This window comes from Candidatus Brocadia sp. (assembly GCA_021646415.1).
In the GTDB taxonomy this organism is placed as follows: Bacteria; Planctomycetota; Brocadiia; order Brocadiales; family Brocadiaceae; genus Brocadia.
In genome coordinates this window covers 1-20314 of record SOEU01000006.1, presented here as the reverse complement: position 1 = coordinate 20314, position 20314 = coordinate 1, and the positions used below count along the sequence as shown (strand labels likewise).

At 42.2% G+C, this 20314-nt stretch carries 16 protein-coding genes, 1 pseudogene and 1 CRISPR repeat array; of the genes and pseudogenes, 13 read left to right on the top strand and 4 right to left on the bottom strand.

What is annotated here, in order from left to right; genetic code table 11:
* Positions 1-38 precede the first annotated feature (38 nt).
* Genes E3K36_06545 through E3K36_06535 form a run of 3 tightly spaced genes read right to left on the bottom strand, consistent with a single transcriptional unit; the run spans position 39 to position 3101 of the window.
* On the bottom strand, positions 39-1295 hold the full coding sequence (locus E3K36_06545) for a glutamate-5-semialdehyde dehydrogenase (protein ID MCF6154901.1): 1257 nt from the start codon (positions 1293-1295) through the stop codon (positions 39-41).
* Positions 1261-1833 carry a septum formation initiator family protein gene (locus E3K36_06540; GenBank protein MCF6154900.1) on the bottom strand — a complete coding sequence of 191 codons (573 nt, stop codon included), beginning with the start codon at positions 1831-1833 and terminating at the stop codon, positions 1261-1263. The genes E3K36_06545 and E3K36_06540 overlap by 35 nt, the downstream gene beginning before the upstream one ends.
* On the bottom strand, positions 1815-3101 hold the full coding sequence (locus E3K36_06535) for a phosphopyruvate hydratase (protein ID MCF6154899.1): 1287 nt from the start codon (positions 3099-3101) through the stop codon (positions 1815-1817). Before E3K36_06535 ends, E3K36_06540 begins: the two co-directional genes overlap by 19 nt.
* Positions 3102-3420: 319 nt before the next feature.
* Here E3K36_06535 and cas6 point away from each other — a divergent pair, with 319 nt between their 5' ends.
* The 13 genes from cas6 (at position 3421) to cas2 (ending at position 16810) form a co-directional block, all read left to right on the top strand.
* Positions 3421-4452: a CRISPR-associated endoribonuclease Cas6 gene (gene cas6, locus E3K36_06530; GenBank protein ID MCF6154898.1), complete on the top strand. Its 1032-nt coding sequence runs from the start codon at positions 3421-3423 to the stop codon at positions 4450-4452.
* Between the two features lie 132 nt (positions 4453-4584).
* Positions 4585-4842 (top strand): hypothetical protein, encoded by a 258-nt coding sequence (locus E3K36_06525; GenBank protein ID MCF6154897.1) that lies wholly within the window; start codon positions 4585-4587, stop codon positions 4840-4842.
* Positions 4829-5392: a hypothetical protein gene (locus tag E3K36_06520; protein ID MCF6154896.1), complete on the top strand. Its 564-nt coding sequence runs from the start codon at positions 4829-4831 to the stop codon at positions 5390-5392. The genes E3K36_06525 and E3K36_06520 overlap by 14 nt, the downstream gene beginning before the upstream one ends.
* Before the next feature lie 706 nt (positions 5393-6098).
* Positions 6099-6554 carry a four helix bundle protein gene (locus tag E3K36_06515; protein ID MCF6154895.1) on the top strand — a complete coding sequence of 152 codons (456 nt, stop codon included), beginning with the start codon at positions 6099-6101 and terminating at the stop codon, positions 6552-6554.
* A gap of 152 nt (positions 6555-6706) precedes the next feature.
* Positions 6707-9115, top strand: a complete 2409-nt coding sequence (gene cas3 / locus E3K36_06510; protein MCF6154894.1) for a CRISPR-associated helicase Cas3' — start codon at positions 6707-6709, stop codon at positions 9113-9115.
* Entirely contained in the window at positions 9112-10557 is a 1446-nt protein-coding gene (locus E3K36_06505; protein MCF6154893.1) for a hypothetical protein, read from the top strand. Before cas3 ends, E3K36_06505 begins: the two co-directional genes overlap by 4 nt.
* Positions 10554-11585: a DevR family CRISPR-associated autoregulator gene (locus tag E3K36_06500; protein ID MCF6154892.1), complete on the top strand. Its 1032-nt coding sequence runs from the start codon at positions 10554-10556 to the stop codon at positions 11583-11585. The genes E3K36_06505 and E3K36_06500 overlap by 4 nt, the downstream gene beginning before the upstream one ends.
* 5 nt (positions 11586-11590) lie before the next feature.
* The gene (locus E3K36_06495; GenBank protein ID MCF6154891.1) at positions 11591-12358 is read left to right on the top strand and encodes a hypothetical protein; all 768 of its coding nucleotides are present in this window, start codon (positions 11591-11593) and stop codon (positions 12356-12358) included.
* Positions 12359-12758: 400 nt separating this feature from the next.
* The gene (locus E3K36_06490) at positions 12759-14057 is read left to right on the top strand and encodes a hypothetical protein (protein ID MCF6154890.1); all 1299 of its coding nucleotides are present in this window, start codon (positions 12759-12761) and stop codon (positions 14055-14057) included.
* A gap of 214 nt (positions 14058-14271) precedes the next feature.
* Positions 14272-14781: a CRISPR-associated protein Cas4 gene (cas4, locus tag E3K36_06485; protein ID MCF6154889.1), complete on the top strand. Its 510-nt coding sequence runs from the start codon at positions 14272-14274 to the stop codon at positions 14779-14781.
* 126 nt (positions 14782-14907) lie between these two features.
* Positions 14908-15270, top strand: a complete 363-nt coding sequence (locus E3K36_06480) for a GxxExxY protein (GenBank protein MCF6154888.1) — start codon at positions 14908-14910, stop codon at positions 15268-15270.
* Between the two features lie 130 nt (positions 15271-15400).
* On the top strand, positions 15401-16393 hold the full coding sequence (gene cas1b / locus E3K36_06475; GenBank protein ID MCF6154887.1) for a type I-B CRISPR-associated endonuclease Cas1: 993 nt from the start codon (positions 15401-15403) through the stop codon (positions 16391-16393).
* Between the two features lie 150 nt (positions 16394-16543).
* Positions 16544-16810 (top strand): CRISPR-associated endonuclease Cas2, encoded by a 267-nt coding sequence (gene cas2, locus E3K36_06470; GenBank protein MCF6154886.1) that lies wholly within the window; start codon positions 16544-16546, stop codon positions 16808-16810.
* A 316-nt stretch (positions 16811-17126) separates the two neighbouring features.
* Positions 17127-19227: direct repeats of the CRISPR family, unit length 29 nt; unit sequence CTTTCATTGAACCTATAAGGAATTGAAAC.
* Positions 19228-19422: 195 nt separating this feature from the next.
* Here the strand turns inward: cas2 and E3K36_06465 are convergent.
* A pseudogene (locus tag E3K36_06465) lies at positions 19423-20314 on the bottom strand (IS4 family transposase).

Sequence of the window (20314 nt, the reverse complement as noted above, 5' to 3'; positions counted from 1 at the left end):
ATGAGTAGAAATTTTTAAAAAAAATGGCTTTGACTATTTTACTTCCTTAATTGCCCATTCCCAAAGACTACGAATTTATACGACGTGAGTTCTTCAAGACCCATGGGGCCCCGGGCGTGGAGTTTGTCGGTGCTAATACCAATCTCTGCTCCCATACCAAATTCATAGCCGTCAGTAAATCGCGTAGAGGCATTGACGTACACAGCGGCCGAATCCACCTCTCTGGTAAATTTCATGGCATTACAGACATTATCTGTGACAATCGCATCGGAATGATTCGACCCATATTTGGTAATATGCGTAATAGCATCATCTATTGTATGTACAACTTTTACGTTGAGGATCAAGTCAAGATATTCATTGTAATAATCATCTTCGGTGGCTTGTTTTATATTGCCTAAAATGCTGCATGTCTGGTTACAGCCCCGGATTTCTACTCCGGCATCCTGCAATTTTTTTGCTATACCCGGCAAAAGTATTGGTGCAATCTTTTCGTGTACCAGCATGGTTTCCATGGCATTACAGGTGGCAGGGCGCTGTACCTTTGCATTAAGGCAAATCTCCTCTGCCATTTTGAGATTTGCAAATTCATCCACATAGGTATGACAGACCCCTTTATAATGTTTGATGACAGGGATGGTGGATTTTTCCACTACCGTGCGAATAAGGGCTTCGCCACCTCTGGGAATAACGACGTCCACATATTGATCCGCTTTGAGTAAATAGTCAATAGCCTCACGTTCGATAACCTCCACGAGCTGAATGCATCGTTTGTCCAAACCGGCCTTTTCCAGTGCGGATGTAAGTATCCTGTAAATAGCAATGTTTGAGTGGATAGACTCCTTCCCGCCACGCAGGATGACCGCATTACCTGCCTTCAGGCATAATGCCGCCGCATCAGCAGTTACGTTGGGCCGGGATTCATAAATAATAACGACGACGCCAATGGGTACGCGTATTTTTTGAATTTGCAGACCATTTGGGCGGGTGTTTCCCTGTATGAGTTCTCCGACAGGGTCGGTAAGATTCACAATCTGCCTGACCCCTTCGGCCATACCCTTGATCCGGACATCGGTAAGACGGAGCCTGTCGAGGATGGCTCCGGAAAGTCCTGCCTTTTGCGCAGCCATAAGGTCTTTTTCATTCTCGGTTATGAGTGTGGCAGCAGAAGAGATAATGCCATCGGCAATATTGTTCAGTGCTGCATTTTTTGTAACAGTGCTGGCAGAGGCAATAACGCGTGATGCCGATTTTGCATTTTTAACAATTTGACCGATGTAGTTTTCTATATTCATAATGGTATGAAATTAAATAACAGGCCGCGGTAACAAGAATAATTAAGGCGGGAAACTGCCATGGAAATGGTCCATCAAAGAGAAACGTTATCCATCGATTTTGCGCAACTGTTTTTACGGGTTCCTTCTTACCGGTGCTTTTAATACGGAAACGATATTTTTCATAAAAAACCTCATCTACCCCAGTAAGCCCAAGAAGCTCGCGGGCTTCTCTTTCGATACGGACCGGGTCGCTCTTCAGGGCAGAATACTCCTTTTCAAGCTTGGAATTTGCTGCCTCAAGTTGTGACGCCTGTTTCTCAAGTACATTTTTTATTTCCAGCATATGGATTCTCTCTTGTCTGGTCTTGCTGATTATCGAGGAAAACAAAATTACCACGCAGGACGTTATAGACACCATCACGACAAATTTACCCCAATACGAATCTTTCCCAAATAATTTTTCCCTCTCTGGTTTACCGGGAGGTAATGCCAATAAGTCAGGAGAAGGTATGTGATAATCATTGCTGCCATGGACGCCTACGTTGACATTTTGCATAATTTGCCTCCGTAAATTGCATTGTCAGAGAGATCTTCTTCAATACGTAAAAGTTGATTGTATTTACATATCCGATCGGTTCTGCAGAGAGAACCTGTTTTAATCTGACCTGCATTCGTTGCCACGGCAATGTCGGCAATGGTCGTATCCTCTGTTTCACCTGAACGGTGTGAAATAACAGTGGAATATCCATTCATCCTGGCCAGCTCTATGGCATTGAGGGTCTCCGTAAGGGTTCCGATCTGGTTGACCTTGATCAGAATGGAATTCGCTACTTTTTGTTCAATCCCCTTTGTCAGGATTTCTGCGTTCGTTACAAAGATATCATCGCCAACAAGCTGGATTTTATCTCCCAGCTTTTCTGTTAACCTTTTCCAGCCATCCCAGTCTTCTTCTGCAAGGCCGTCTTCTATACTGCAGACAGGATACTTACTTGAAAATTTCGCAAAGAGATCGATCATTTCATCGCTGGTCTTTTTTGCACCGCCTTCCGCCCGTAACACATACTTACCATCCTTATAGAATTCACTGGCGGCTGGATCCAGCGCCAGGTAGATATCCTTACCTGCCGTATAACCGGCTTTTTTAATTGCTTCAAGAATCAGGTCGAAGGCCTCTTCATTGGTCTTAAGATTTGGAGCGAAGCCACCTTCGTCACCCACGTTGGTATTGTGTCCCTTCGATTTCAATACAGAACGAAGGTTGTGAAAGACCTCGGTACCCATACGTAATGCCTCTGCAAAGCTGTCCGCATGGATGGGCATAATCATAAACTCCTGGATATCCAGGTTGTTATCTGCATGCTTGCCTCCGTTTAAGATATTCATCATGGGCACAGGCAGTACCTTGGCATTCGTTCCGCCAATATACCGGTAGAGTGGAAGACACAGGGCGTTTGCTGCTGCCTTGGCCACAGCTAAAGAAACACCCAAAATAGCATTAGCGCCCAGTTTTTCCTTGTTTTTTGTTCCATCTAAAGAGATCAAAAGATTGTCAATCTCGACTTGTCTGGTAGCATCCATTCCTTCAAGTTTATGTGCAATAATTTCATTTACGTTTTTAACGGCAGTCTGCACACCTTTACCCATATAGCGTGACGGCTTATCGCCATCCCGAAGTTCCAGCGCCTCCCGCTTTCCCGTGGATGCGCCGGATGGGACGGCGGCGCGACCCATCGCCCCGTCCTGTAAGATCACGTCTACTTCTACGGTAGGATTTCCCCTGGAATCCAAAATCTCTCGTGATTTGATACAACATATGGTAGTCACTGGTTGCTCCTGATATATTAATGTATGCTTATGATACAAGGTAGGTTATAAAAAACAAAAGTATCCGTTTTATAGTAAATTTCCCGGAACTTGTCAAACAGATTCTTGAAAAAACAATTGACATCTCTTTCTAATTTGCTATTGTGTTGAAAAATAAGGTGCAGACAGGAGCCAAAAGTCACAAGAAAACACAGGTGCAGGAATTTTGATTTTTCGCTATAAAATCCAAAATCCGCAATCCGAAATGAACACATCAATTATTCCGTGCCTCTGTACCTCAATGGTTATTTGCCAATAAAATTGTGGAAAGACCACAAAAATGAGAATAAGAATAACCCTCTCGGCAGATAGATCCGGTGTCATCGTCTTCAACTACCAGCACCAGATCCAGGCCATCATCTATGGTTTCCTGTCCAGGTCAAATCCCGACTATGCCCAATGGCTTCACCAGCAGGGTTTTATTTACAAAAAAGACAAGCGGTTCAAGCTCTTTGTCTTTTCCGGCATAATATTCGACGGCCCGATCAAAATAATCCGTTTAAATAACACAAACCATTCAAATAATGTAGCTAACCAATATAACATGGAAGAATCTCCCCGCCTTGCGAAGGAGGGGGATAGGGGGTGGTCAAAATCCCTTGGTATCACTCTGGGCGTTAAGCAACCACCAAACAGTTTAACCATATCTACTGGCTTTTCATTCAAAGCTTCTCAAACCCATCCCTTCACCTTCTCCTTTCAGATCGCATCGCCGGTTGATAAATTCATTCAACACCTCATAGATGGCATATTCCGGGAAGGGAATGAAATAACCCTGGGACGACAAAAAATAACAATTTATAGAATAGAAACCCTTCCGGATCCTGTTGCTTTTAATTCCGAAATCCAAAATCCAAAATCCGAAATCTTACTGAAACCGCTTGAATCTCCCATCTTCATCAAAAAGCCCATGCCGCCCGGCCGGCAGGACATCTTCTTATTCCCAGGGGACGAAGGGTATGCAGAATTCCTCAATCAGAATCTTTTGCACAAATACGAGACCCTTCATGGTAAGCTTTTTGGTGGCGAACCTCTGAAATTTGATTTTCACACAATCAATGGAAAGTCTGTGAAGCAGTTTACTATATTTAAAAAGGGATCAGACGGCAGCAAAAAGCCCGTTAACATAAAAGGAACACTGCAGCCGTTCACCGTAACGGGGGCGGAAGAATTGATCAGGATCGGCCTTGAGTGCGGCTTTGGGCAAAACAACAGCATGGGATGCGGATATGTGGAAATGAACAGGGATGGACAGGATAGGCAGGATAAATTTGTAGAGACGCAATATCTTGCATCTTTGAAACAGAGATAGGCGGGGTAGGAATGATAATGAATGGGAGTCAGAATTGTTGTCAAATAATACAAGACTTCCAAGCCAATTCATAGAAGTTCGTATTTTTTTTAAATGCCGGAAAGTTGATTTATTATAAGACGATAAAAGTTCATGGTATTGATAATCTCTTCCGACATGTTCGGGTTAGATATTATGAGACTGGATAAAGGGCAGATTGAAGTTGTGGACGATGCTATGGCGGAAGTGCTATGCCACAAAACACCGGCAGAAAGGATCCGCATTGGTTTTAACATGTGGATATCAGCGCGTAATATGCTCATGACTTACCTGAAAAAAACTCATCCTGAATGGGATGCCAAAAGACTTGCCCAGGAAGTGGCCAGGAGGCTTACGCATGGGGCCGTTTGAACTGCTACAAAAGATTGTTGAAATCCTTGAACGACTTCGGATTCCTTATCTGGTAACCGGGTCTGTCGCTGCTATGGCATATGGAGAGTCACGATTAACGAATGACATTGACATTATAGCAGATATAAAAGAAGAACATATTCCCGGCTTGCTCAATGCCTTTCCTATTCAGGAATTCTATATTAGTGAAGAAATGATAAGGAATGCAATTCGTTGTAAAGGACAGTTCAACATAATACATCCGGTATCAGGTTTTAAGATAGATGTAATCATAAAGAAAAATACACCATTTGACGAGTGCCGGTTTAAACGGATACATCGCATCTATCCAGCTGAAACATACCAGGCAAACTTCTCATCCCCGGAAGACGTTATCATAAAGAAGATGGAATTGTATAAAGAAGGTGCTTCTGAAAAACACCTGAGAGATATTACCGGAATCCTCAAAATATCAGGTGACATCATCGACAGAGACTACGTCACCCAATGGGCAGACAGATTGGGCACTCGTGAAATCTGGGATGCAGTATTAAGGCGGTTGGAGGAATAAGGTAGCTAGTGTTACAAATACGAGTGAATTTTTTAAACGACGTAATTGGGAACAGGGATGCACAGGATAAACAGGATAATTCTGCAGAGACAGCGTTGAAGCAAGGATAAAAGGGGGGTGGGCTAAAGATAACTGTAAACTAAAAGGGGATGGCCTTCAGGCATATTTGGAAGAATTGGAGGAGACGACTACAGCCTCGCCTACTTTCGACACACGGGCAAATGGCATGACTTCATGTCTGGCCCGCTTGGCCTATGTCTCCAGGCGACCAAGGATAATGAATTTGGATTATTTTGGATCTTTTAGCAATAGCGAAAAGGTCGTTGAAATATGATACCCTTTTATGTAATTCAAAGTATGTTTTTGTATATGGAATATTTACACAAAAGGTAATACGGTAAAAGAGTCTATGAAAGGATTCAGAAGAAAAAGAAAGACGAGCAAGGCGGCGAGTGGTTGTTTAGCAAAAATTACCGGGATAAATACGAGTTCGTAAGAAAGTTATTCAAAGAATTCAGGAAGATACCCGCAGATATTAGAATTGATACAACAAAACTTAGCCCAAGCAAAGTCTATAAAACGGTTATGAAAAAATTAGCGTTGTATAGGCTTTGACCATTTTATTCACGGCTTAAACCGCTTAATCAGCTTGAACTGTTTAAACGGCTTAATCTGCCTGAACAGTTTTTTTATAAAGGAGATAACCATGTACTTCGAAGATTTAGAAGTGTGGAAGGCAGCAAGAGAATTAACAAACAAAATTTACAAAATTACAAGTAATGGTTCTTTTTCAAAAGACTTTGATCTTAGAAGCCAAATAAGACGTGCCTCGGTCTCTGTCATGTCAAACATAGCCGAAGGATACGAAAGAGGAGGCAATCAGGAACTTATCCAGTTTTTGTCAATAGCAAAAGGGTCAAGCGGAGAAGTCCGCAGTCAGATATACGTTGCTTTGGATCAAGGCTATGTTGATGAGAATGAATGTAAGCGATTACTCGATGCCTTTAAAAAACTGTCAATAATGATTAACAACTTTATGGAGCATCTAAAAGGTAGCGGTTACAAAGGCTCAAAGTACAAGATGCCAAAGCGAAAGAGTATGAAAGAAACGTTAGATGAAATGATGAGGAAAATAAATGTAAAGAACGATAAAACCGATTAATCCGCTTAAGCCGTTTAAACGGTTTAAACAGTTTATTCGGCTTGAACAGCTTGTACGGTTTAAACTGCTTGAACACTTTTATAAGGAATTGACCATGCCATTATTCAATCGGACGGGAATCCGTGGGTGGTGGATGCGAGGGGGAATAAGATATGGAATTTACGCAATTTCAGAAGCATGTAATTAACAAATTGAAAGATGGTAAGTCGCTGCTTCTTGTTGCTCCAACTGGCTTAGGGAAAACTCTTGCCGTCACGGGAGATATTCAGGATAGGTTTTGTAAAATGGTTTATGCCGTCCCGTTAAGGTCGCTTGGCAATGGAATTCAAAAAGAGATTTCCACCCTGAACCGAAATGGTAAGCAAATACCAGCCGTTATCCATCATGGGGATGTTCAAGAAAGCAAGTTGTTCGGTGAAGAAGTTGTTATAACAACCTATGACCAGGTTGTCTGTGCTGTCCCCGGCTTGCCGCTCAGTCTGCCTCTCAAGGCAGGGCATGCCATAGCAGGGGCATTGCTGATGTCGCGTCTGATCCTAGATGAAACTCATTTGGCTTGGAGTATCTCTGAAAAGGCATTGTCAATTTTGCTGGCAATTATAGATTTTAGACAAAAACTTGGTTTGCAAACCGTTGTGCTGACAGCCACCCTGCCAAAAAAAGTAGCAGAGATCATTTCCGGCCGATTGGGCTTGGAATTGGTTATCGTGGGTGAAGAAGAGGTTGCAGAGGATAAAGGGCTGCAACTCCGAGAAAAAAACAGAAAAGTGACTATCTCAATGCTTGAACTGAAAAACAAGGGAAAGGGTGAGGATAAGAAGCTTGACTGGCAGCAACTTGATGATAGATTGAAAAATACTCAGGACAAGCGGATATACTTTGCTAATACTGTTGAACGACTACAAGAAACCTATGACCGATTGATAAAGGCCAATGTAAGCGCTGACAAAATCATCGTTCTCCACAACCGTATGCCTCGTTCATGGAGGGCTGATGCAGAGCAGAAGGCCTATGCTTGTTTTGGGAAAGAATCGCTGAATGGTGATTGGATTTTACTGACAAATCAGGTTGCGGAAGCAGGTCTTGATATTTCTGCTCCATTAGTCATCTCTGATCCCGCGCCTGTGGATACACTGGTGCAAAGGGCTGGACGATGTGGCAGATGGTTCAGGAACGGTGAAGCCAAGGGACAATTCATTGTTTTAAAGGCGCCTAAAACGGAAATAGAAAAATTATCCTTGCCTTATAAGCCATTAGCGTTAGTCATGGCCGCTTTAGAATCTCTTCCCGCAGATCAACTACTTACTTGGACAACTGAGCAATCATGGATAAATCAAGCTTGGGGCGGCGATTCTAAAAAAGCTGTTGAATCAGTAGAAAAATCGCTGAATGAAACAACCTTTGCCTTAAACCTTTTCGACCGTGCCGCACAAGAGCAGAAACCCGGCGAGATTGCAAGCGTATTCAGGGAGATTTTATCTGTGGAAGTTGCTGTCGAAGAGGGCGATTCGGTTCACATAGACGACTTGGCGCAGCGAGACCTGCAAAACATGCTTATGCAAGGTCAATACCCTGAGACATCTTCTATTTCTCTTGGCAGCGCATGGGGGTTAATAAAGAAAGCGCCGGGCAAGTGCGCTGTAGTCCAGTATAACGAAGATGGGGAATTGATTATCACACCGACAGATTCTGTCAGACCCAGTGATATCTTGATTGTTCCATCATCTGTAGCCTATCTGCACAGAACTAAAGGACTGTGCTTTGCCAAAGATGGAATTGAAATACAAGACGCAATTCTGAACAGCAACTGGCTGGAAAAGAAAGGAAGATCAGAAGAATCTTTTAAGAAAGAAGGCAGAAAGCTGCAAACCCTTTGGGGCCACACATCAGGTGTTATGGAAAAAGTTCATCAGCGTTTTACGGAAGATGGCATGTATCGTAAAACACTTAAAAAGATTCTTCAATTTCTTGAGCCTGATAAAGATGCTGACAGCCTTATGGATCTCGTTGCAATGTTGAGTATGCTTGCTGCCGGCTTTCACGACTTGGGAAAGGCGGACAAGAGATGGCAGGAGAAAGCTGCAAAAATTCAGGGTGAACCCATTTCGGAATTTATTGGTCGCACTTCAAAAACAGGAGATTCTATAGGTGTTCCGCATACACCGCCTGGATATAACGCCATGATAAAAGCCTCTGTTTTATTGATCGGCTCTCTTGGTTCATCCGAATATCTAATCCGTTCCGTTGCTTTGTCAGCAGCCCGCCACCATTCAAGCTTTTTGAATCCGTCTCTGGTAAAGCATCATTTTGAACCTCATCCGCTAACAGATGACTTTATAAAAGCAGTCTTAAAAAACATTTCCGCCCCTGAAGCAATATTAAATCAATCCGGTGAAATCCTTGAAGCAGCCAAGAAAACGCCTTCAAAGGAAGATGTGCCGTTGTTATTGCCGAATGTAGACCTCTTCCCCATCTATGCCCTTGTTGGTCGTGCGATTCTAATGGCAGACAGGGAGGACGCAGCAGGGGAGGAATTGGAGATGTGGAGGACAGAACAATGATGACTTTTGACTGGTCAAAGGCGTCGTCAACGCTGAAGGACTTTGGAGGAGAAGCGGTTACATTATTTGTCCCAAAAACCGGTTTGCTATTTTTTGATGTGTTGCAGCTTTATGGAGCGATTGATTTATATATTGGACTACGGGAAGATGTAGAAATCTGTGATAAGGGGAATGAGTGGGAAATAACTGGAAGGAGACGAGCCTATTTGGACGGTCGTGATGAGGCTGCCTTTAAACAAGTGTGGGGCAAGAGACGACCGGAAGCAAATGAGTATTGCAGTAACCACCTGCAACCATATTTATTCAAGGGACAAATCATTTCCGAGAGTTATTCCGTAGAAGGAGAAAAGAAATACGATGCAGCATTACAGACTGGAATCAGGGGTATATCAGCTTGCAGTTACGAAACCTTGCAAACGGGTCAAACATCCAAAGCGGAGTGCAAAGCTGACATTCCATTAGGGCAAGGATTGCTCGCCTATGCAGGGAGGAAGAGAACGGAAAGTTTAGGAAATATTTTATTTTTACCCGTGTTTGAAGGACGGATTGATCTATCCAAAGTTGTAAGCCCTTTGCGTGCCTGGCTTGGATTGCCAAATGTCATCTGCTCGCAGGCATTAGCTTTGTTGTCCCTTAAATCCTCGCTTTTTTCGGAGGGCTACGAAAAAAAGTTATCTGCGGTCGTTTTTAACACTAACTTGGGAAGTCAGCGAAGCGACAACTATTCTGGCCTGATTTCAATAAAATCAACAGCCATAGATAAAATTGGGACTGCTGATTTCACATCTCATGTATATCGCATCTTCAGAAATTTAGTGAGCAAGGGGTGGAGCAAGAAGGGAAGAGATTATAAGGCTACAGAATTTGCTTCTGATACCCTTGCAATGGCTTATTGGCTCATGCAACCGGTAGGGAAGCATCTATCGTCAATGATTACATCACAGGAACGAATGAAGGCTAAAGGATATTCACACATTTTTATAAAACAGGTATATGTAAAGGAGGTGTTTAGCATGAGCTATGGGGATTGGAAAGGGGATCATGAGGCAGTACGCAAGTTTGCAAAAGCCGTGGCATCAGCCATCTATTTTGCCCGACAGAGCAAAGCTGGTGAAGGTGAAAAGGGGAAGGCGTGGTATGACGAAGTCGTTATGCTTCGTTCTGCACCTTCCGCAAGAGCCTTCCGGGAAAGGGCTTTAATCCTTCTTGAACAGGGGCATCGTGAGCACGGACAAATCGGAACAGTTCACAGAAACGAAGACTACAATCCTTCGGCGTTATTGGCAAGCATTGGAGAGGGACGTGACTTTGAGACTTTCCGTGATCTGTTCAGGATGTATCTGATTCAGGAAAGTACTTATAAAGCAAAAGAGACGGTAGATGTGCCTGATAGAGATATTTCTGAGGTTAATAATTCAAATACAGAGGAGGAATTACAATGAAACTGTGGAGCATTTCATTTGCCTATCGTTTGGGTCTTGGTTTTCATGCCTTAAATAATGAGGGGTCTGACGGAAGTAATTTAATGCAGCCACGCCGTATTGATGTTGGCAGTGTAACTTATGATGGAATAAGTGGAGAAATTGTCAGGCGGCATATTTTGGAAAATTTTGTTGATGTTTGCCGGAGCCAAACAATTGCAATGCTGCCATTAAGCGAAGGTTTGCATCCAGATAGAGGACCAATTGGAATTCGTGCGGCTGCAAGAAATAATGACGCCAGTGCTGTCACGCTCGACGCAAGCAATCTTTTTCCAAGCGTTCGAGCGGCAATTGAAAAATGTGCAGTCCTTGACGCTGGTGGATTTCTTGCCGCATGGAAAGATGCGCAAGGTGGCGCCAATGCAGGCAATTATATTGCAGAAAGCGATTACATCAACCGGTGTTGCGCCACGATCGGAGGTGTTGATCCTGTAAAAAGAGAATCTTGTTTTGATGTGGCATGGTTAATTAGCGAAAATCCTCAAGATTTGACAGTTACACAGCATTCGGCATTTCGTGACACCGCTTCAATGAACAGCAGATATGCTCAGTCTATGCGCTCCAACACCTATGGTGGCGTCATTCGGGCTGATCTGCACCGTATTGGAACTGATGATTACTGGTATTTGCAGAATGGACAAAATCGGTTGGCTATTACCCCTGAGGAGCAAAAAAAACGCCAAGTAGCCCTTATTGAGGCGATAATAAATTTCATTGCTTCACCGACTGGAGCAAAGACGGCAGGATGGGCACCCCATGTATTTCTAACAGAAGGCGCAATTCTCCTCACATCAGCCAGAACAGCGCCGTTTGCTTCTCCAATAAAAGTGGATTTAACTAAAAAAGATACACCGGTGCAGGCAGATTCAAGTTATGCAAAGACAATGGAAGACCTTAATAATAATACTGATACATGGGTATGGAAATTCAACAATGTCAAAGAACTTCTTGAAAAAATATCACAGATAAAAGCCAAATTAGAGGGTTAGTAACCATGCCGAAAAAAAAGATTAAAGCGGATTCAAAATCAGTCATACCTCCGCCAATCCCCCCGTTAGTCTGGTTAAAGGCAGCATATAAGTTCCATACCTATGCCTATCGTGACCCACGCTCTGCCTCTGCATCGGCAATGGGTTCGCCGGTTGTTTCTCCAACAACCGTCTTGCTTGGGATTGCTTCAACTCTATTTTCATTAGGAAAAGAAAGCGAGGCAAAGTCTTTTCTCAGTGCTGTTCACCATTGCAGTGTTGTGGTGGATGCGCCTGATGGAATCATATTTTTTAGGGCGTTCCATCAATTAAGGCGATATGAGACGGGAGCAATGAAAACGAGCAAAGAAAAATTTAAGCCAAATGCCAGAATTGGTCTGACCAACATTAACCAGGGAACTCGTGAATACGGCTTGGTTGAAGGGCATACTACCATTTATGGGGGAATCCCTGAAGAACATTGTGAAGCGGCAACATTGGCTCTTACAAATTTGGGGCATTTGGGAACACATGATTCCATGTGTTCACTGGTCGGTAGCGTAGAAAACTGTTCTGAACCGAAATATGTGGTTTACATGCCGCCGGAACAGTGGAAAACCAATATACAATCAGGTTGCACGGCTGTGACTCTTTCACGGTTTAAGAATGCAGCTATTGAACCGACTTTGCCGCATTGGTGGATGGCTGGCGGAGATAATACAGAACAGGTTCCATATCTTATCAAGGGAAGATTTGAAGGAACAAGTAGAGGTAAAATTTATCGGAAAGATTAAAAGGATAAATCGACAATTTAATCATTTGATGGAGTTATCAGGTTTGTAACATGAATCCTTGGTTTTATACGGGTAATTGGTATATGCCATCGATAAGGATTTCAGAAACGTGAGTAAAATTATAATTGAACCTGTATGATAAATAGCATGGTTCAAGGCAGGCATGAAGAACACACCCCTAACCCCTCTTGATAGAGGGGAGGTTCGAAATTCCTTCTTAATAGAAGGGAAAAGGGCAAGGTGGACAGCGATGAAGACGATTTTCATTATCAGGGATGGACAGGATGAACAGGATAAGAAAATATCCTGAAAACATCCTATTTATCCCCTTAATCCCTGTTAAAAATAGGAAAGACTGTACTTCTTTAAAAAGTTGTACGAGTTTATTGACTTTGATATAATGAAGAGACAAAACACAGCAGGTCACAAACAGGTTCTCGCGGAGATATCCAAAACCAGGGATGTTTTTGCCGAACTGGATGATTTTTTCCGCAAGTCAGATGAAAATATTTCCCATGACCCGGACGACCCGCGGGAAGGAATCGGCCGCCTCCCCGGTCTTGACCGATTGATGTCCCTCATACCCTGTATAATCAACCGCCTTGAGGAAGATATATCTAAGAATAAAGAAGGTGAAAATGTTGCATCAATCATAGAAGGTCTGCATGCAATAAAAGAAGGCATAAAGAGTGTATTGGTCTATTATCTCCAGGATGATGTCGACGGCGCGCTCAATTTACTCAGGGATGCCCTGTCAAAGGTAGACAAGCTTTCCGGTAAAAAATCCCAATCCGGCATCCGTTTCCTTCGCGACATAACGAGAATTGCGCCGGACTTTCAGATTATTCTTGATATGTTTGAAGGATTCCGGGAAAACAGACGAATAAGACCCAGGGAACCGGAAGACAATACATCGTGGTCGCCTGAATGCTGGTTGGATTATTACAGGGAACAAGCCCGACTTGAAGAACCCCTCATCGCCATGGTTGATGCCGAAGGACTCTCTGTGGCAAGCCTTGAAAAAGGTATGAAGCGGATGATGGAAGAAAGCGCACAAAGGGATAAGATGATGGAAAGACAGTTAATCACGTATAAACTGATGAGAAACAGGGATGCAGCCTTTAGCGCGGAATATCCGGAAGGGTTCTTAGACCTTTCAGAGATTCCGGATATAAAAGACGAGGACGATGATGATTATGAAGTCAGGGCTATAGACCTCCATTACGAGGAAGAGGAAGAAGAACCACCTGAACCCTGGGCAAGTTCCCTGCCAGAACTTAGCGATTGGAATAAAATTACCCAAAAATCATCCTTTGACGATTCGGAATTATTCCGTCAGGATTTTGAAGATGATCCGGTATACCTTCTGCTTAATCCTTTTGTGCTTAACCTTTTTGAAAGTCTGAAACAGGACAATCTCCGTCGGGATAAAAAAAGCAAAAGCGAAGAAACTGAGATGCGTTCGCCTCTGGAGCATTATGTAATAATTCTTGCCCTCAAGGCACAGGTACGAATATCCTCGTGTGGAGTATGGGTTGAAAACGTCGGACACGAAGCGCCGAGGAAAGGTGTTTATCTGTTCGCCATGGAATGCCTGGAACGGATTGCTGAAGCCGTAGAAAGATTCTCCCCGGAACATCTTTATCATCTTGCTGCAGAAGCAAGAAGTATCAAAAAGCAGATTGAGAAGATAGCTTAAATCCACTCATGGAACTGATTAAACGGTTTGAGCAGTTTAAAACGGCTATAAAGTATAACTTATGTAGATTGGGTTTTCGAGACTTTTCCTTCTATCTTCAAAAAGGGAAAAAAATGTTTTTATTCTGTCTTCTGACTTCTGGATTCTTGCTTTTTCCCATCCTCTTCGAAGGTAATTCGAGGGAGTTTGTGAAAATTCGTAGCGGATGCAGAATATGAATAGTGCTCTAAATAGCATTCGCTTCACCGGCACCCAGATAAACTACTACTTCCTCTGTAAAAAGAAGCTCTGGTATTTTACCAAAAATATTGAGATGGAGCAGACGAGCGATGCAGTTTACCTCGGCAAACTGATCCATGAGACGTCCTATGAACGGGAAAAGAAGGAGATCGAAATTGACGGCACGATTAAGATAGACTTCATCGGGAAGGACAGGGTCATCCACGAGGTAAAGAAGTCAGACAAGGTTGAAGAACCACATATCTGGCAACTGAAGTATTACCTCTGGTATCTGAAACAGAAAGGCGTAGAAGGAATTACGGGTAAAATTAATTACCCAAAGCTCAGAAAGACCCTGGACGTGTTTTTAGAACCGGGAGATGATGAGAAGGTTCAGGCAATATTAAACGATATCAAAGGAATTGTGGAAGCTGAATTGCCTCCCCCTATACAAAGGATGAAGATGTGCAAAAAGTGCAGTTATGGGGATATTTGCTGGGTTTAATTTAAAACAGGGATTCACAGGATAAACAGGATAAAGTCATGGAAAGATTCTCTGAAAAATTGACAGGGATGGACAGGATGAACGGGATATGGAAATGATTACAATTAAGGAGGTGTAATAATGGCCATGATTCATGAGGAATTAACAGCAAAGATACTTGAGGCATGTTTTGAAGTGAGTAATGAACTTGGCGCTGGGTTCTTAGAATCTGTATATGAGAAGGCGTTGCTTATTGCTTTAAAAGATAAGGGATTGAATACAAAATCTCAATTTCCTCTTAATGTTGAATTTCGTGGGGTGGAAGTAGGAGAGTATTTTGCTGATATATTGGTTGAGAATACGGTTATTTTAGAACTGAAAGCAGTTACGAAATTAGCGCCAGAGCATAAGGCACAAGTGATCAATTATCTTAAGGCAACGGGGGTAGAAGTTGGTCTGTTGATTAATTTTGGGAATCCCAAACTCGAATACAGGCGATTGCATAAATAGAGAGAATAAACAGTGATGGACAGGATAAAAAAGGTAATTATAAAAAAAGATACATATCTTGTCCATCCTGTGTATCCCTGTTCATGAGGCAGAAGAATCCTGTTTATCCTGTATATCCCTGTTTATTCCTATGAAACAGAATTATTACATCTTTAAAAACGGCCGCCTGAAAAGGCAGGAAAACACCATCTTCCTGGAAAAGGAGGATGGCACCAGGTCCATTATACCTATTGAGAACACCGAGGCCCTGTATGCCTTCGGGGAGATCGATTTCAATACCAAACTCTTTAATTACCTGGCACAGAAGGGCATACCTGTTCATGTCTTCAATTACTATGGTTATTATTCAGGCACTTATTATCCAAGAGAATACTTAAACTCAGGGCAGCTCCTCGTGAAACAGGTAAACCACTATACGAACCGCCAGAAGAGGATTGCACTGGCAAGGGCGTTTGTCGATGCGGCCAGTTTCAACATCCTGAAGAATCTGAGATATTACAGCAACAGAGGCAAAGGGTTGGACGAGTTTATCAATACTATCGAAGGATTCAGGGCACAGATAGGAAAAATTGATGCCGTAGAGGAGTTGATGGGGCTCGAAGGGAATATCCGGAATACCTATTACAAGGCATGGCCCGCCATTATCGACCAGGAGATAGAATTTGAACGCAGGGTCAAGCAGCCGCCAGACAATATGGTCAATGCCCTGATTTCCTATCTCAATTCTATGGTCTATACAACCTGCCTTGGCGAGATATACCATACACAGCTAAACCCGCTTATCTCGTATCTCCATGAGCCAGGGGAACGGCGGTTTTCCCTGAGCCTGGACATGGCAGAGATATTTAAGCCCATCTTCAGTGACAGGACCATATTTACCCTGCTCAATCGCCAGCAGATCACTGAAAATGATTTCATGACGGAGGTAAACCTCTGTTACCTCAACGAAAAGGGCAGAAAGACTGTTACCCAGGAATATGACGATAGGCTAAAGACCATTATTACCCATAAAAAACTTGAAAGACAGGTTTCTTACCGGTATCTTATTCGATTAGAATGTTACAAATTGGTGAAGCACCTGATCGGCGAGCAGGAGTACGAAGGGTTTAAGATATGGTGGTGACTTTAAACAGGGATTGACAGGATAGACAGGATAGACAGGATAGACAGGATAAAGACAGTTTATTTTTTTAAAGGGATAAACAGAATATGCAGGATAAAAAGATATTAAAAAAATATCCAGTTCATCTTGTATATCCCTGTTTGAATTACTATGTACGTTATTGTTGTGTATGATGTGGATCAGAAAAGATGCGGGAAGATGCTGAAACTTTGCAGGAGTTATCTCCATCATATCCAGAATTCGGTTTTTGAAGGGGAGATTACGGAGGCACGACTGGAAGAGTTGAAGATCAGGGCGAAAAAAATAATGAACGAAGAGGATGAGGATTCGCTTATTATATTCAAATCAAGGAATGAAAAATGGCTGGATAAGGAAATTGTCGGGGCAGAAAAAAGGCCAGTGGATAACATACTGTGATTACGGAATGTTATCGTAGGGACACGGTGTGCCGTGTCCCTGTAAAATGGCCCTGATCATTTGAGCAATTGGCATTCATTCGCGGCAAAAGTATTCCAAGTGAATTTGTCAACCCACGACAAATAGGGTAATATAACCCATGCCAGATTTAATCGGCAGGTGTAGTATGAGGATTAACCCATTAAGAAACAACAATTTGTATTCATCATGTCAACCTATCGGTTTTTTTACATAACTGAAGGTCGACGAGAAAAGTGGTCGTTTTTAACCTCAAACAGGCCCGAAAACCCTTGTATTTACTGTATCGGTAAAACGGCTTTCATTGAACCTATAAGGAATTGAAACTGAAGGAATTACGCGATATGGGCGATGCCCTGAAATCTTTCATTGAACCTATAAGGAATTGAAACGGTACCACAACCACGCGTGCTTACCTCCGGTATGCGCTTTCATTGAACCTATAAGGAATTGAAACGGGAGAGTAAACGATCCATATCCTTGATCAATAATCTTTCATTGAACCTATAAGGAATTGAAACGGGATCTAAACCATTGGCCGTCTGAATTGGTATTTTCCTTTCATTGAACCTATAAGGAATTGAAACTACTACCCAACCACCGGCAGCTGACATATTGCCCGTCTTTCATTGAACCTATAAGGAATTGAAACTCTCTTTTCTCCTGATATTACCCCCGCCGGGTTTCCTTTCATTGAACCTATAAGGAATTGAAACTCAACCCCTCACTCTCAATATCATCCTGCGACAGGCTTTCATTGAACCTATAAGGAATTGAAACTGGTTTTGCGCACATTGTTTCCATACCCTTGCACTCTTTCATTGAACCTATAAGGAATTGAAACTGAAACCTGGAATAAGAAGCTCGCCAATAAAGATAACTTTCATTGAACCTATAAGGAATTGAAACGGAACTTTCCTGCTTGCGCAGTCCGACAAATGCCGCCTTTCATTGAACCTATAAGGAATTGAAACCCGGGCGCAACGGTCATCAGCGGCGCCATCATCCCCTTTCATTGAACCTATAAGGAATTGAAACTGTGAGGGAGAATTAATGACACGGCATGAGGTGAAAACTTTCATTGAACCTATAAGGAATTGAAACTGACCAGCCTCTTGTCCAGCACCCGTTTGCCGCTCCTTTCATTGAACCTATAAGGAATTGAAACGCGAAAGGGCGATGCCAACACCTGCGGTATTGTACTCTTTCATTGAACCTATAAGGAATTGAAACGTGGGTGGTTGGAAGGTCTATGGCAGATACGAGACGCTTTCATTGAACCTATAAGGAATTGAAACACCAAAACATTCGGGGACAAGTTTTGGATTTCGGACTTTCATTGAACCTATAAGGAATTGAAACGCGAAAGATCGCCCTCGGCATCTTTCAGTACAGCCTTTCATTGAACCTATAAGGAATTGAAACTGATCTTTTTCCGTGTGCCTGCGGCGTAGTCATAGTCTTTCATTGAACCTATAAGGAATTGAAACGCCTTTTGAGATATCTCAAATACCCTGGCAACTCCCCTTTCATTGAACCTATAAGGAATTGAAACTTTGAGTTCCTTGAGCGCAGCTACCCGCATTTTGCGCTTTCATTGAACCTATAAGGAATTGAAACGACGATGGAGCTGTCTGCGTCATAAGACCGTTGGCGCTTTCATTGAACCTATAAGGAATTGAAACTGGCAAAGGCATATGGATTCGATTCGGGGAGAAAAGCTTTCATTGAACCTATAAGGAATTGAAACGATGACCGACCATTGCAGCGGCGCCTTCTGGGTGAACTTTCATTGAACCTATAAGGAATTGAAACGGTATCATCTGGTTTCCGATGGCGCATCCCAGGAGGGCTTTCATTGAACCTATAAGGAATTGAAACTGATATTTATCTTATTTTTTCCTCGCAAAATAGCAACTTTCATTGAACCTATAAGGAATTGAAACTTTTCCAGGGCATTTATGAGATCATCCAGCGGCGTCCTTTCATTGAACCTATAAGGAATTGAAACGACAGGATTATCCTTTTATGGTTATTCGTGCAATACTTTCATTGAACCTATAAGGAATTGAAACTAATGCAATGTCGTTAAGTATTGTGCTGACCTGCGTGCTTTCATTGAACCTATAAGGAATTGAAACCTGAAAATATCTGCCGACAACAATATATCTGCTTCCTTTCATTGAACCTATAAGGAATTGAAACGGTGCCGGTAATCCGGGCTGAAAGGAGTGGGAAAAACTTTCATTGAACCTATAAGGAATTGAAACCCTTTTGTGCTCAAGAAAATCGGCGTCAAACGATGGCTTTCATTGAACCTATAAGGAATTGAAACTTTTTTCCCAAGAAATTTCACATGCCGTTTAAGAACTTTCATTGAACCTATAAGGAATTGAAACTTACAATGGAATGGGGCAAGCCCCATAAGCGCTAACTTGTTTTAAGTGGACTCGAAGTATTTTGAGATTTGCATCTTTCGGGTTCTTGGGTTTTCCGCTAAAGAGCAAGCAATATCGTTCCAGTACTTAAGAACTTCCTGTAATAATAACGCTGGTTCTATAGCCCGTTTTACTTGATGAAGCATAAAAGCAAATTTACGCCATTGGCTTTGAGTCTTCTGGCTGGAACATGCTGTATCCCCAGGGGGAAAAAGACTTGGCAAAATCTATTAGTTTTTCTGTTAAAAGAACAACGAATAATTTGCCATAAAGCCAAGCTTTTGAACTATCATCATCGTATTTAGGTAAGTGTCCAAATTGTGCTATTTGTTTAAATCTTTTAAAGACCAGTTCAATTTGCCATCGAATTCGATACCATTCTAAGATATCAAAAGCGGTAAATTGATTTTCAGGAAACGTTGTGAATACAATTACATACTTGGCATAAATAAGGGTCTCTGGTTTCAGTTCAATGCCCTTTTTGCTTGCATGCCTTTTAAGTTTTTTATAGGCTATTTTAATGGCTTCTTCTGTTTTGCGTATTACACAAAGTCGACCTTTGACATATTCGGTATTATCGAGGTTTGGAATAAAAACGTTCCATGATTTTATAGCAAGGGGTCTTTTTAGATGGTGAATTTCTTTCAATAAAGGAAAGGGATTTTTTTTTCGTCGAGTATTCGTATAGACTGCGAATTAACTCTAACACTAAGATAAGCGCCTTTCCTTGTGGCATAATGAATTCCTTGACCAGTACAGTAGCCTCTGTCAGCTATAATATAATCATCTTTTTTTATCGGAAACTGAAAAAAAGATTCTCCTGTACCTTCTCCTTCAGTTTCCGTAAGTTTAAAGAAATCGCAAGATAACGAAGGAATCACAATACTATAATGAATGCGCCAAAGACTTCCTGTTTTCCCTGGTTCCTTTACTGTTGTTGCATCAAATAAGCGAAGATGGAAATTTTTCCGTTCATCAATTTGGAGGCCACGCTCACGGAATAAAGATAAACACAATTTATATAACCATTCTTTGCTCTTTTTTAATC

Excerpts from the sequence above, each read along its gene's own strand:
- E3K36_06520 (MCF6154896.1), top strand. The coding sequence starts at position 4,829 with ATGGGGCCGTTTGAACTGCTACAAAAGATTGTTGAAATCCTTGAACGA.
- cas4 (MCF6154889.1), top strand. The coding sequence starts at position 14,272 with ATGAATAGTGCTCTAAATAGCATTCGCTTCACCGGCACCCAGATAAAC.
- E3K36_06505 (MCF6154893.1), top strand. The coding sequence starts at position 9,112 with ATGATGACTTTTGACTGGTCAAAGGCGTCGTCAACGCTGAAGGACTTT.
- E3K36_06525 (MCF6154897.1), top strand. The coding sequence starts at position 4,585 with ATGGTATTGATAATCTCTTCCGACATGTTCGGGTTAGATATTATGAGA.
- cas2 (MCF6154886.1), top strand. The coding sequence starts at position 16,544 with ATGTACGTTATTGTTGTGTATGATGTGGATCAGAAAAGATGCGGGAAG.
- cas3 (MCF6154894.1), top strand. The coding sequence starts at position 6,707 with ATGGAATTTACGCAATTTCAGAAGCATGTAATTAACAAATTGAAAGAT.
- E3K36_06540 (MCF6154900.1), bottom strand. The coding sequence starts at position 1,833 with ATGCAAAATGTCAACGTAGGCGTCCATGGCAGCAATGATTATCACATA.
- E3K36_06500 (MCF6154892.1), top strand. The coding sequence starts at position 10,554 with ATGAAACTGTGGAGCATTTCATTTGCCTATCGTTTGGGTCTTGGTTTT.
- E3K36_06545 (MCF6154901.1), bottom strand. The coding sequence starts at position 1,295 with ATGAATATAGAAAACTACATCGGTCAAATTGTTAAAAATGCAAAATCG.
- E3K36_06515 (MCF6154895.1), top strand. The coding sequence starts at position 6,099 with ATGTACTTCGAAGATTTAGAAGTGTGGAAGGCAGCAAGAGAATTAACA.
- E3K36_06480 (MCF6154888.1), top strand. The coding sequence starts at position 14,908 with ATGATTCATGAGGAATTAACAGCAAAGATACTTGAGGCATGTTTTGAA.
- E3K36_06490 (MCF6154890.1), top strand. The coding sequence starts at position 12,759 with ATGAAGAGACAAAACACAGCAGGTCACAAACAGGTTCTCGCGGAGATA.
- E3K36_06495 (MCF6154891.1), top strand. The coding sequence starts at position 11,591 with ATGCCGAAAAAAAAGATTAAAGCGGATTCAAAATCAGTCATACCTCCG.
- cas6 (MCF6154898.1), top strand. The coding sequence starts at position 3,421 with ATGAGAATAAGAATAACCCTCTCGGCAGATAGATCCGGTGTCATCGTC.
- cas1b (MCF6154887.1), top strand. The coding sequence starts at position 15,401 with ATGAAACAGAATTATTACATCTTTAAAAACGGCCGCCTGAAAAGGCAG.